Here is a 12,989-nt window from a genome sequence, read left to right as displayed (position 1 = left end):
ATGTGCGATTCGCTCCGGCGTGCGGGCTCATTCGCTGACGTACCAGCCGAACGCTTCGCGCATCGGCACCATCATCTCGCCGTTCGTGACACCCTTGCGGGCTGCCTCCACCAGGGCCGGCATCAGCGGACCCGTGCCGTCCTTGAGCGCCTGGCATGCGTCCCGGACGTCCTTGAGCGCGGCGTCGACGGCGGCCTGGTCGCGCCTCGCGCGGTAGGCGTCGAGGCGTGCCTTGGCCTTGGTCTCGATCGTCTCGTCGATGCGGAACGGCTCGTAGTTCTCCTTGTCCTCCGAGACGTATCGGTTCACGCCGACGACCGGCAGTTCACCGCTGTTGATGAGCTTCTTCATCTCGTACGAGGCGTTGTCGATGTTCCGCTTGATCTCGCCGGTCTCGAGGCCCTTGCGGTAGCCGCCGGCGGCCTCGAGCTCCTCGTAGATCTTCCAGGCCTCGGCCTCCATCTCGTCCGTCAGCTTCTCGATGAAGTACGAGCCGCCCAGCGGGTCGGCCACATCGCGCAGGCCGCTCTCCCACATCAGGATCTGCTGGGTGCGCAGCGCGGTGCGGTGCGACTCCTCGGTCGGCACGCCGACGGCCTCGTCGTACGAGCAGGTGTGGATCGACTGGACGCCGCCGAGCACCGCGGCCAGGGTCTGCAGCGTGATGCGGGCGTTGTTGTTCATCAGCTGCTGCTGGGTGAGGACGTAGCCGCTGGTGTGCACGTGCACACGGGCGAACATGTTGGACGGCTTGGTGACGCCCGCGTCCTTGCACAGCTTCGCCCACATCCGGCGGTGCGCCCGGAACTTGGCGACCTCCTCGAAGACGTTCACCGTGCAGCCGATCTGGAAGGACAGGCGGCCGATGAACTCGTCGGGCTCCAGGCCCGCCTCAAGACCGGCGTCGATGATCGACTTGCCCCAGGACAGGCCGTAGGCCAGCTCCTGGACCGGGGTGGCGCCGGCCTCGGACAGGCCGTACATGAAGATATTGACCGGGTTCCAGTCGGGCGCGTTGTCCTTGGCCCACTTGATCAGGTCGACCATCAGGGCGTAGCCCCACTTGGGCTCCCACGACGGCACGTCCTGGACGGCGATGCGCGGGTACCAGTTCATGGAGTTGCCGTGCATGAGCTGGGTAGGCTCGCCGCGGCGCTCGACGGCGGCGGCGAGCAGGGCCAGCGCGGGCAGGCAGTTGTCGCCGGTGATCATGGAGAAGTTGGTGGACTTCAGGTCCCAGTCGCGGACCAGCTCGTCGTAGTCGTCACCGGTGGACATGTGCACACCGCACTGGCCGATGTTGCCGACGGCCTCGGGGTGGTCGGCGTCGATGCCGTACATGCACGGGACGTCGTAGACGGTGTTGAAGACCTTGTGGCCGAAGTATCCCTCCATTCCCTCTGCGACCATCTTCTCCATCTTCTGGCGGGTCTCCTCGATGGTCCCGTAGCCGAAGACCATCTGCTGCATCCACGGCGTCAGTGCGTAGCCGTCGGGGTGCAGGCCGCGGGTGAAGGGGTAGACGCCGGGCATCTCCTCAAGGTCGGAGTCGACCACGTCGTCCGGGGTGTAGACCGTCTTCACCGGCAGGCCGGAGATCGTCTTGGCGGGCCGCAGCTTGTCGGCGTAGCGGGCGCGGCGGGCGGCCCACGCCTCCTTCGCGGCCTCGAACTTCGCGCTCAGCAGGGATGTCACGACTTCTCCAATCCTGGCTCTGTCCCGATTCGAGGCCGGGTGGCCATGTGGCGGTGGGCACTGATCAGTGCCTCGACGTAGCGTTCGGCCGCCCCGTAGGGGTCGGCCAGCAGCTCGTCGTCGAGTTCGGCGCTCGCCGGGCCGAGCAGCTCGTCGCGGAGCCGGTCGCCGACGAAGGCGACGAACTGGGCGTGCCTGCGGGCACGTTCGCCCGCGGTGCGCCACTCGGACGAGCCGGTGAAGGCGTAGTGCTCGTCCACGGCCGCCACCAGTTCGGCGGTGCCCTCCTGGCGCAGCGCGGACACCTTGCGCACGGGGACCGGCCACGGCTCGGTGCCGGGCGGTCCGGTCCGCTCGAAGCCCTGCGCGTTCAGGTCCTTGGAGGTCTGCTCGGCGCCGGGGGTGTCGCCCTTGTTGACGGCGACGACGTCGGCGATCTCGGTGATTCCGGCCTTCATCGCCTGCAGGGAGTCGCCGTAGCCGGGTACGAGTACCAGGACGACGGTGTGCGCGATCTTGGCGATGTCGAACTCGCCCTGGCCGACGCCTACGGTCTCGACGATGACGACGTCCTTGCCCATCGCGTCCATGACGTCTACCGCGTCGTTGACGGCGGCGGCGAGCCCGCCCGAGGCGCACCGGGAGGCGATGGACCTGATGAAGACCTCGCGGTCCCCGCTCGACGCCTCCAGCATCCGGTCCCGGTCGCCGAGCAGGGCGCCGCCGCTGAACGGGCTGGACGGGTCGACGGCGATGACGCCGACGGTGCGGCCCTGGCCGCGCAGCTCGCGGATCAGCGCCGCGAGCAGGGTGCTCTTGCCTGCGCCCGGCGGACCGGTCACGCCGATGATCTGCGCCTTCCCGCAGTGCGGTGCCAGCTCGCGCAGCGTTTCCCGGGCGCCTTCGTACCCGTTCTCGATCTGGGTGATCAGCCGTCCGGCGTGCAGCACGCTTCCGGCGGCGACCTCACCTGCCGGGCTCGTCGTAGCTTCCACGGACATCCCCATCAGAGTTAATTTCTTACGTTCAACGTCAGTCTTACATATATCCTACGGGAGCGCCAGGACCCCGGTCAGGCGCGACTAGGCTAACGTCATACGTTACATGGCATGTTTACCCCGGGAGATGCACATGGCAGCCGATAACCTCAAGACCCTGACCGTCAGGGACTCCGGCACGCGCCTCGACATCACACTGAACCGCCCCGACGAGCGCAACGCCCTCACCTTCGAGGCCTGGGACGACCTGGACCGGGTCATGGCGGGCGTCGAGATGCGCGACGACCTGCGCGTGGTGACGCTCACCGGAAACGGCCCCGCGTTCTGCGCGGGGGTCGACTTCGGGGCCATCGGTGCCTCGCTGGAGGTCGAGAAGGGCAGCTACCCCTCGTTCATCCGCCGCTGGGCGAACATCGTCGACCGCTTCGAGCGCGTCGCCCAGCCGAGCGTCGTCGCGATCAACGGCCCCGTCATCGGCGCCGGCCTGGAGATGGCTCTGGCCTGCGACATCCGTATCGCCAGCGACCGGGCGGTGTTCGCAATGCCGCAGATGCGGATGGGCATCGTCCCCGACGTGGGCGGCACCAGCCGGCTGTCGCGGGCGACCGGCGAGGCGTTCGCCAAGGACATGATCCTCACCTCACGGGTGGTGGGCGCCGAGGAGGCGCTGCGCGCGGGCATCGTCAGCCGGGTCGTCGAGCACGACAAGCTGCAGGAGGAGCTGGAGGGCATCGCGACCGCGGTCGAGTCGCTGCCCTGGCCGTCGGCGTACTTCGCCTCCGTCGCCATCGAGTCCGGGCCCCGGCTCGACCCCCGGCGCGCCGCGGACATCGAGGCCATCGCCGACCAGGTCATGCTCCGCCAGGACGAGGTCTGGAAGTCGATCTCCGACTTCATGACTTCGAAGGGCCTGCGGGGCCTGGAGCGCTGACCCCTCCGGACCCACCCGACCCGAGCTTTACACATTTGACGTTCAACGGTAGATTATTCCCCTGTGATCCGCCGAGGAGGAACCGTGTCCAACCGGAAAGCTGTGGTGAGGCCATGAGCGAGAGCAAGATGCCCGACAAGGTGGTCCCCCTGGAGTCGCTCGGGGACCTCGTCCACGACGGAGACTCCGTGGCCTTCGGAGGCGGCTGGTTCGCCAACCACCCGATGGCGGCGGTCCGCGAGCTGATCCGCGCCGGGCGCAAGGACATCCACGCCATCACCGTTGTCGGCTCGGCCGACATGGACCTGCTGGCCGCGGCCGGGACGCTCGGCCACCTGTCGTTCGCCATGGTCACCCTGGAGGCCTTCGGCCTCGCCCCGAACGTGCGCAAGGCCATCGAGTCCGGGAAGCTGCCGTTCACCGAGTACACCGGCCTCGGCCTGCTCATCGGCCTGGAGGCGCAGGGCCGCGGCGTGCCGTTCCTGCCCTACCGCGGCCCGTTCGGCTCCGACATCCCGGCCCGATACCCCGAGATCTACTCGACCACCACGTGCCCGTTCACCGGCGAGGAACTGACCGCGGTGCGCGCCATCCAGCCGGATGTGGCGATCGTGCACGCGCTGCGCGCCGACGCCGAGGGCAACGCGCAGTGGGACAACACCTCGGGCCCCGACGTCGAGATGGCGAAGGCGGCGCGCAAGGTCATCGTCACCTGCGAGGAGATCGTCGACCGCAGCGTGATCGTCGAGAACTCGCACATGACCAAGCTCCCCGGCTTCTACGTCGAAGCGGTCATCGAAGCCCCGTTCGGTGCCCACCCCACCTCGCACGTCCCGCGCTACGCCCTGGACGCCTGGGAGATCATGGAGTACGCCGCTGCAGCCGGGGGCCCCTCGTTCTTTGACTACGTGGACCAGATCCGCGGCGAGAGCGAGGCGGACTACCGCACCCGGGTGCTCAAGGACCGCGACACCGTCCTGCACGCGCTCGTCGACGCCGCCGAAGTCATCGAAGGAGCCTGAGGATGACCGACTACGAGATCCACGAGCTGATGACCTGCCGGGTCGCAGCCGAGGTCGACGAGCAGGGCGTGACCGTCATGGGGTCGTTCACCCCGCTGGCCTACGCCTCGTACATGCTCGCCAAGCTCACCCACGCCAAGGGTGCCTACCTGGTCGGCTTCGACGCGGTGGGCATGGCCCCGATCCAGCTGTCGTTCACCGGTGCCGAGGCGTCGGCGTACAAGGGCGCCGCCGCCCGCTGGGGCATGCTGACCGAGGTCAACTCGATCCACCTCGCCAACCACGGCGGGGTCGAGGCGGTCTCCTCCGCCCAGTTCGACGGCGACGGTGCGATCAACCTCTCCACGATCGGCCCGTTCGACGCCCCCAAGGTCCGCCTCCCCGGCGGCGCGGGCGCGGCCGAGGTGATCAAGATGTACCGCAAGATGATCGCCTACTTCGGCAACCACAACTCCCGCACGCTGGTCGACAAGGTGGGCTTTGTCACCGGCACCCGCTGGAAGGTCGGTGCCAAGGCGCGCGAGGAGGCCGGCCTGCAGCCCGGTCCGATCGTCGTGGTGACCAACCTCGCCGTCCTGGTCAAGGACGAGGACGACCGGCCGTTCCGCATCGAGAGCGTGCACCCGGGCGTCGATGTCCAGACCGTCGTCGACAACACCGGCTTCGAGCTGGAGGTCCCGGCGGACGTGCCAGTCACGGCCGAGCCGACGCAGGACCAGCTCGACCTGCTGCGCAACAGGATCGACCCGTTCGGCACCGTGAAGTTCGACTTCGTCTCCGGCAAGGACCGGCTGTCCTACCTCAAGGGCATCCTCGACGCCGAGTGGGAGAGGGCCAGCGCGAAGGTGAACGCGTCATGAGCGTCTTCGACCGGTTCAGCCTGGAAGGCAGGACCGCCATCGTCACCGGTGCCTCCTCGGGCCTGGGCGTCACGTTCGCCCTGGCCCTGGCCCAGGCTGGCGCCGACATCGCGCTCGGCGCGCGGCGTACGGAGCTGCTGGAGGAGACCAAGGGCAAGGTCGAGGCGCTGGGCCGCCGCTGCATCGCCGTGCCCACGGACGTCGCCGACCCGGCCGACTGCGAGGCTCTGGTCGCGGCGGCCCGCGACCAGCTCGGCGACGTGCACGTCCTGGTCAACAACGCCGGGATCGCCCGGGTCGTGCCCTCACACAAGGACGACCCGGCCGAGTTCGCCCGCGTCCTCCAGGTCAACCTGACCGGCGCCTACCAGATGGCGCAGTCCTTCGGCCGGGCGTGCATCGCCGCGGGCCACGGCGGCTCCATCATCAACATCTCGTCCGTGCTCGGCATGGTCTCCACCGACGCTCCCCAAGCGGCTTACAGCGCCTCCAAGGCGGGCCTGCTCGGGATCACCCGCGACCTGGCGATGCAGTGGACGCGCCGTCGCGGCATCCGGGTGAACGCGCTGGTGGCGGGCCTGGTCGAATCGGACATGACGGCCGCGATCCAGGCGGACGAGGCGGCCAACGCCGCCGCGCTCTCCAGCATCCCGATGCGCCGCCTGGGCGACTCCGACGAGTTGGTCGGAGCCCTGCTGCTCCTCGCGTCCGACGCGGGCAGCTACATGACGGGCTCCTCCCTGATCGTCGACGGCGGCTGGACGGCCCAGTAATGGCCGTCGACCTCACGCCCGACGACGCCACCCTGGAGCTGGCCGAGCGCGTCCGCGCGTTCATCCGGGACGAGGTGGTCCCGGCCGAACTGGCGATGGCCGCCTCGAGCTCCGGTCCGACCGACGACCTGCGGCGCAGCCTCCAGAAGGGGGCTGCCGCCGCGGGCCTACTGTCGCCCACCGGGCCCGAGCGGTTCGGCGGCCTGGGCCTGTCCACCTCCGCCCAGTCGGTGATCCTGCGCGAGGCCGGGTACAGCCTGCTCGGCCCGCTGGCGCTCAACTGCGCGGCGCCCGACGAGGGCAATATGCACCTGATGCACAAGGTGGCGACGCCCGAGCAGCAGGAGAAGTACCTGGCCCCGCTGGTCAAGGGGACCGTGCGGTCCTGCTTCGCGATGACCGAGCCGAGCCCCGGCGCCGGGTCCGACCCCTCCATGCTGAAGACAGCGGCCCGGTGGGACGGCGACGCCTGGGTCATCAACGGCACCAAGTGGTACATCACCGGCGCCGACGGGGCGGCGTGGACGATCTGCATGGCCCGCACCCCTGAACACGAGGGCCAGGCCGCGGGCGCCACCATGTTCCTCGTCGACGCCGACAACCCCGGGATGCGGGTCACCCGGCACATCGGCAGCCTCGACGTCGGCTTCGTCGGCGGCCACTGCGAGGTGGTCTTCGACGAGTGCCGGGTCCCGCCCGAGGCCGTGCTCGGCGAGGTCGGCCTCGGGTTCGCGTACGCCCAGGTGCGCCTGGCCCCCGCCCGGCTCACCCACTGCATGCGCTGGCTCGGCCTCGCCGAGCGGTCCCAGGACATGGCGCTCGACCGGGCGTCCGAGCGCGACGCGTTCGGCAGCAAGCTCGCGGATCTCGGGATGATCCAGCAGATGCTGGCCAACAACGAGATCGATCTGGCCGCCTCCCGCAGCCTGATCACCCATGCCGCCTGGGTGCTCGACCAGGGTGAGCGCGGCTCCGCCGAGACGTCCATCGCCAAGACGTTCGTCGCGGAGGCGGTGGGGCAGGTCGTCGACCGGGCCGTCCAGATCCACGGCGCCCTCGGTATCTCCCATGACCTGCCGCTGTCGCTGTACCTGCGCGAGGTCCGCCCGTTTCGGGTCTACGACGGCGCCTCCGAGGTGCACCGCATGTCGCTCGCCCGGCGCGCGGTGCGCCGCCGCTCGGCGGCCCGCGAAGCCCGCTGACTCCACTGTTCGACCACGATGAAGGGAACTCCCGTGCCCAACCTTGCAGTCGTCGGCGCCGGCCTGATGGGCTCCGGTATCGCCCAGGTTGCCGCGCTCGGCGGTTACGACGTCGTCCTCCAGGACCTGAGCGCCGAACAGCTCGACCGCGGACTGCGCGAGATCGAGACCTCGCTGGGGCGCCTCGCGAAGAAGGAGAAGATCTCCGCCGACGACGCCGCCGCGGCGCTGGCGAGGATCACCAAGACCACCGACCTGGATGCGGCCGCGACCGCCGATGTCGCCGTCGAGGCGATCTTCGAGAAGCTGGAGGTCAAGCAGGAGGTCTTCCGGCAGCTCGACAAGATCTGCAGGGAGGACGCGGTGCTGGCCACCAACACCAGCGCCCTGCCGATCACCCGGATCGCCTCGGTGACGAGCCGTCCGGAGCAGGTCGTCGGCACCCACTTCTTCTCCCCCGTGCCGATGATGCGGCTGTGCGAGATCGTCCGCGGCTTCAAGACCAGCGACGAGACCCTGGAGCGGGCCAAGTCGTTCGCCGAGGACCTCGGCAAGACCTGCGTCGTCGTCAACCGTGACATCGCGGGCTTCGTCACCACCCGGCTGATCGTCGCGCTCAGCGTCGAAGCCGTGAAGCTGGTGGAGTCCGGCGTGGCCACGGCCGAGGACGTGGACACCGCCTGCCGCCTGGGCTTCGGCCACGCGATGGGCCCCCTGGAGACGATGGACCTCACCGGCGTCGACGTGTTCGTCAACGCCTCCCGGAACATCTTCGCCGACACCGTCGACCCCAAGTTCTACCCGCCGGAGCTGTCCGTCCGGATGGCGGGCGCGGGCGACCACGGCCGCAAGACCGGCAAGGGCTGGTACGACCACTCCTGACATCGTCCCCCCTCCTAACGGAGGGGGGTTCCTTCCCTCGCGGATCAGGGTCTCCGCTTCGCTGACCGCTATGCGACGACACCGGCCCCGGGGCGCTTCCTCCGTCGCTGGCGGGAGTCACCCTCCGCCTCGGCTGAAACCGGGGCATTCCATGCAAGGAGTTTTCGATGAGCGAACGAACTCGGGTCGCGCTCGACATCAGCGACGGGCTCGCGACCATCACCCTCACCCAACCGCCCGTCAACGCGTTGGACCGGCACCTTGTCCGGGAGCTCATGGAGGTCCTGGACGAGGTGCGCCGGTCCGAGGAGGCGCGGGCGGCGGTCGTCACCGGCGGCCCGATGGTCTTCGCGGCGGGCGGCGACGTCAAGGAGATGCTGGGCTGGGACTACCGCAAGGCGGTCCGCGACTCCGGCGCGCTCGGCGACGCGTGCACCGCGCTTGCGCGGCTGCCTATGCCCGTCATCGCCGCGATCAACGGCTTCGCGCTCGGCGGCGGCCTCGAACTCGCCCTGGCCGCCGACCTCCGGGTCTGCGCGGTCAACAGCAAGCTGGGCTTCCCGGAGATCCTGCTCGGCGTGATCCCCGGTGCCGGCGGGACGCAGCGCCTGCCCCGGGTGGTGGGGGCCTCCCGGGCGAAAGACCTGATCTTCTCCGGCCGGATGATCCGCGGGCAGCAGGCGCTGGAGACCGGACTTGTCGACTACGTGGTCGAGCCTGACGAGGTTCTTCAGAAGGCGAAGGAGCTCGCCACGCCCTACCTCCGCGGCCCGGCGCTGGCCCTGCGCGCGGCCAAGGAGGCCGTCGACCGGGGCTTGGAGACGTCGCTCGACCACGGCCTGGAGCTCGAACGGGGCCTGTTCGCCGGGCTGTTCGCGACCGAGGACCGGACGATCGGGATGACGAGCTTCGTGGAGAACGGTGTGGGAAAGGCCGAGTTCAGTGGCCGCTGACGCCCATGCGGACGCCGGATCCGCCGACACCGGCCTGGTCGGCGTCGACCTCGACCGGCTGACCCCGTACCTGGACGCGGCCGTCGGTCTGGCGGGACCCCTGCGGGCGTCCCTCATCGCGGGCGGCCGTTCCAACCTCACCTACCGGCTCACCGACGGCCGCGGGGACTGGGTGCTCCGCCGGCCGCCGGTCGGCCATGTCCTGCCGACCGCGCACGACATGGCCCGCGAGTACCGGGTCATCGACGCGCTGCACGACACCGACGTACCCGTCCCCGGACCCGTGGTGCTGTGTCAGGACCACGACATCCTCGGCGCCGACTTCTACGTCATGGAGCGGGTCGAGGGCCCGGTCCTGCGCGGCGCCGACGACACGCGCGACCTCGCCCCGGACGTGGCCGCCCGCTGCGCCCGCCACCTGGTCGACGTCCTGGTGTCCCTGCACACCACCGACCCGGCCGTCCTGGAGGGCTTCGGCCGCCCGGAGGGCTTTGTCGCCCGGCAGGTCTCGCGGTGGGCCCGCCAGTGGTCGCTGTCGGCGACGCGCGAGCTGCCCGGGATCGACGAGCTGGTCCGCCGCCTGGAGCTGGCGGTGCCGCAGGCCCAGCGCGCAAGCGTCGTCCACGGCGACTACCGCCTCGACAACGTCATCTTCGCCCCCGGCGAGCAGGGCGGGCCGACCGGGATCGCCGCGGTCATCGACTGGGAGATGTCCACCCTGGGCGACCCGCTGACCGACCTCGGCCTGATGCTCGTGTACTGGGACGAGATCACCGAGAACGTCACCGGCACCCGCCACGCGGTAAGCGCCAACCCCGGCTTCCCCGGCCGCCGCGACCTGGCGGACGCCTACGCCACGGCCTCCGGGCTCGACCTGTCCGCGCTCGACTTCTACGTGGCGTTCGGCTACTTCAAACTGGCCGTGATCGCGGAAGGCATCCACTCGCGGTACCTGGCGGGCCAGACGGTCGGCGAGGGCTTCGAGAAGGCGGGGGCCGCAGTCCCCGGCCTTGTCGAAGCCGGCCTCGCCGTGCTGGGTTCGACTGCCTGGGTCTGACGCCCGGCGCCGTTTCCTCGGGTGCCGTTCCCCTGGCGGGGAACGGCACCCGAGGCTGTCTGTCTTTCCGCTGTCTTTCCTGTCTTTCCTGTCTTTCCGCGATGCCTTGCCGGGCCCGCCAGTGCACCGGAGGCTGTGCCGGGGCCGATGAACAGGGTCGTCGGCCCTCCGGGCAACGGCACCCCGACCGGTGCCGGCCTGCCGCGGCCGTCCACCGTTCTGCCCGGGCCCGCCCCGCGCGCCGATGCCGAACGACGGCGCCCGGGTAAGTGGCGGCCCGTTCCGTGTTCGTCACCCTGTTCCGTCACCGCGGGTGCCCCTCGCATCAGGTCAGCTCACCGGCGCCGCTTCCGGGGACTTCCCTGCCGCCGTCTGCTCCTGCTGGGCGCGCCAGACCGACAGCGGGCGGAAGTTCCAGCGCGGGGGCTCGTCCCCCAGCGCGGCCTCGGTCTCGGTCTGCACCCCGCAGCCGGGGCAGTAGTACCGGCGGTAATACAGGTCGTCACGCTCACGGATCGGGGTCTGCACGGACTCCGGGCTCACCGGTGCCTGCTCGAAGGCGGCGTGCCACTTCCAGTTGTCGCGCACGTCGCAGAACTCGTGCCCGCAGGCCCGGCACCGGTACATCCCGGCCGGGTCGACCTCCAGGTACTCGCCCAGGACCTGCGTCGTGGCGATGTCGGCGGAGCCTCCGGGGGCCGCCGACCGGCTGCCGCGCAGCGCGGCCAGTGCCTCGGCCGCGGTCGGCAGGGCCGCCCGGCGGCGCTTGATCTCGGTACGGTTCCGGGCCGTGGCGTCCGGATCCGGGGTGTTCTCCGCGGTGAGCACGGCACCGTACGCGTCGCGGGCCGTGGCGGGGGAGACGAACCCGCGGCGCAGGTCGTCTGCGACCTCCTCAACCGGCCGCTCCAGCGGGTCGCCGTACCCGGGCCCGCCGGTCGCGCGCATGTAGTAGCCGTCCTGGCCGTCGATCACCAGGCCCCTGGCCCGGGTCGGTGTCCGCTCCGCGCCCTCGGCGTAATCCTCGATCGGCAGCGGCTCGCCCCTGCTCCACCGGTCGCGCACGTCGTCGCGGATGCCCCGGGAGAACCGGAGGGAGGACCCGGCCCCCGACTGGCCGCCGGAGACGGCCGAGGAGGGGGTGCTCAGCCGGTTGTGGAACACCACGGTGTCCCACTTGGAGGTGTCCCAGGGCACGGCCAGCGACTGCAGGGCGAGCCCGCCCCGGTAGCGTCCGGCACCCCCGGTGTCGGCGGCGAAGGACCGGTCCAGGAAGAGCACCGGGCTCTGCAGTTCGTAGTCCTCGATGTTGGCCGTGAACGAGCCGACCGTCTGCACGCCCATCATGGCCGGTTCGCCGTCCCGGAACGACATCGCCGAGGCGCCGCCGCCACCGGCAGTGAAGATGTTGAAGAACCAGGGCTCTCCGTACTGGTTGGTGCAGTGCAGCCAGGCGAAGGTCCAGCTTCCCCACGGGCCGGTGCGCCGCTGCTCGTGCTCGAGGTTCCCGGCGACCATGTAGTTGAGCGCCTCGAGGATGGCGTCGGTGCCGAACCAGGCGCCGTAGATCGTGGCGCCGGAGATGGGCGCGGGCTTGATCGCATTGACCAGGGTGCCGACGGGCGATTCGATCTCGACGGGGTGCATCAGCCCTTCGTTGAAGGGGATGTCCGGGGCGACCACGGTCGCGAGCGCCGCGACGACGTTGCCGGTGCTGCCGACCTCCGCGCAGTTGAGGATGCCGGGGGACTGCGGGTCGGTGCCGGTGTAGTCGAAAGTGATCGACTCGCCTTCCTTGGTCACCCGCATGCGGATGGTGTAGATCCGGTCCTCTGCGCCGTCGTGCTCCATGTGCGCGGCGCCTTCGTACACGCCGTCCGGTAGCGCGGCCAGGCGTTCGCGCATCGCCCGCTCTGACTGCTGGATCTGGCCGGCGTGGACGGCGCGGATCCGGTCGGCCCCGTGCTGGGCGAACAGCGCCTCCATGCGCTCGCGCCCGATCCAGGTGGCGCCCATCAGGGCCTTGAGGTCGATACCGGTGCGCTCCGGGAGCCGGACGTTGGTGAGGAAGGCGTCCACGATGTCGCCGCGGTAGACGCCCTTTTCGTAGAACTTGACCGGGGTGAAGCGGATGTTCTCGCCGTAGCACTCCATCGGCTCGACGGAGAACCCGCCGGGAACCGCGCCGCCGACATCGGTGACGTGGGCCGACACCCCGACCCACGCCGACAGCTCGCCGTCGGCGAAGACCGGGGCGACCACGACCACGTCGGAGGAGTGCAGCCCGCCGCCCTCGTACGGGTCGTTGCAGAAGATCATGTCGCCGGGGTGGATGTCGTCTCCGTAGCGGCGCAGCGAGGCGCGGACGGTGTTGGACACCGCGTAGCCCATCTGAAGCGACCAGGAGATGCTGGTCAGGATGTTGCCCTCGGCGTCCAGGCAGCCGCAGGCGAAGTCGGAAGCGCCGACGAAGAGGGGGGAGCCGGAGAGGTTGACCACCGCCCGGCCCATCTCCTGGTTCAAGGTGAGCTCGTAGTTGTAGATGATCTGGGACAGGACGGGGTCGTGCTCCTCGGCGGCGACGCTGTCCGTGGGGGCATCCGTGTGGATCGTCAT

At 70.1% G+C, this 12,989-nt stretch carries 11 protein-coding genes; 8 read left to right on the top strand and 3 right to left on the bottom strand.

All coding sequences use genetic code 11. The annotated features are described in order from the left end of the window. Positions 1–27 precede the first annotated feature (27 nt). Together ACX25U_RS38295 and meaB are read right to left on the bottom strand one after the other, a co-directional pair. Positions 28–1,695 (bottom strand): acyl-CoA mutase large subunit family protein, encoded by a 1,668-nt coding sequence (locus ACX25U_RS38295; RefSeq protein WP_454386915.1) that lies wholly within the window; start codon positions 1,693–1,695, stop codon positions 28–30. Further along, positions 1,692–2,696, bottom strand: a complete 1,005-nt coding sequence (gene meaB, locus ACX25U_RS38290) for a methylmalonyl Co-A mutase-associated GTPase MeaB (protein ID WP_454386913.1) — start codon at positions 2,694–2,696, stop codon at positions 1,692–1,694. The genes ACX25U_RS38295 and meaB overlap by 4 nt, the downstream gene beginning before the upstream one ends. A gap of 130 nt (positions 2,697–2,826) precedes the next feature. Here meaB and ACX25U_RS38285 point away from each other — a divergent pair, with 130 nt between their 5' ends. The 8 genes from ACX25U_RS38285 (at position 2,827) to ACX25U_RS38250 (ending at position 10,373) form a co-directional block, all read left to right on the top strand. Beyond that, entirely contained in the window at positions 2,827–3,624 is a 798-nt protein-coding gene (locus tag ACX25U_RS38285) for an enoyl-CoA hydratase/isomerase family protein (protein WP_454386911.1), read from the top strand. Between the two features lie 113 nt (positions 3,625–3,737). Continuing rightward, positions 3,738–4,646 (top strand): CoA transferase subunit A, encoded by a 909-nt coding sequence (locus ACX25U_RS38280; protein WP_454386909.1) that lies wholly within the window; start codon positions 3,738–3,740, stop codon positions 4,644–4,646. A gap of 2 nt (positions 4,647–4,648) precedes the next feature. Next, entirely contained in the window at positions 4,649–5,506 is an 858-nt protein-coding gene (locus ACX25U_RS38275) for a CoA-transferase (RefSeq protein WP_454386907.1), read from the top strand. Further along, complete coding sequence (locus ACX25U_RS38270) at positions 5,503–6,279, top strand: SDR family NAD(P)-dependent oxidoreductase (RefSeq protein ID WP_454386905.1); 777 nt, start codon at positions 5,503–5,505, stop codon at positions 6,277–6,279. Before ACX25U_RS38275 ends, ACX25U_RS38270 begins: the two co-directional genes overlap by 4 nt. After that, positions 6,279–7,481 carry an acyl-CoA dehydrogenase family protein gene (locus ACX25U_RS38265; protein WP_454386903.1) on the top strand — a complete coding sequence of 401 codons (1,203 nt, stop codon included), beginning with the start codon at positions 6,279–6,281 and terminating at the stop codon, positions 7,479–7,481. The genes ACX25U_RS38270 and ACX25U_RS38265 overlap by 1 nt, the downstream gene beginning before the upstream one ends. Before the next feature lie 33 nt (positions 7,482–7,514). Then, on the top strand, positions 7,515–8,363 hold the full coding sequence (locus tag ACX25U_RS38260; RefSeq protein WP_454386901.1) for a 3-hydroxyacyl-CoA dehydrogenase family protein: 849 nt from the start codon (positions 7,515–7,517) through the stop codon (positions 8,361–8,363). Positions 8,364–8,530: 167 nt separating this feature from the next. Beyond that, on the top strand, positions 8,531–9,316 hold the full coding sequence (locus ACX25U_RS38255) for an enoyl-CoA hydratase/isomerase family protein (RefSeq protein ID WP_454386899.1): 786 nt from the start codon (positions 8,531–8,533) through the stop codon (positions 9,314–9,316). Beyond that, complete coding sequence (locus ACX25U_RS38250) at positions 9,306–10,373, top strand: phosphotransferase family protein (protein ID WP_454386897.1); 1,068 nt, start codon at positions 9,306–9,308, stop codon at positions 10,371–10,373. The genes ACX25U_RS38255 and ACX25U_RS38250 overlap by 11 nt, the downstream gene beginning before the upstream one ends. Positions 10,374–10,703: 330 nt before the next feature. Here ACX25U_RS38250 and ACX25U_RS38245 read toward each other — a convergent pair whose 3' ends face one another. After that, the gene (locus ACX25U_RS38245; protein WP_454386895.1) at positions 10,704–12,989 is read right to left on the bottom strand and encodes a hydantoinase B/oxoprolinase family protein; all 2,286 of its coding nucleotides are present in this window, start codon (positions 12,987–12,989) and stop codon (positions 10,704–10,706) included.

The sequence above is a fragment of the Streptomyces sp. JNUCC 63 genome, from assembly GCF_054366325.1.
Note: the sequence above shows the minus strand (reverse complement) of the source record. Positions and strands in the feature narration are given on the sequence as shown.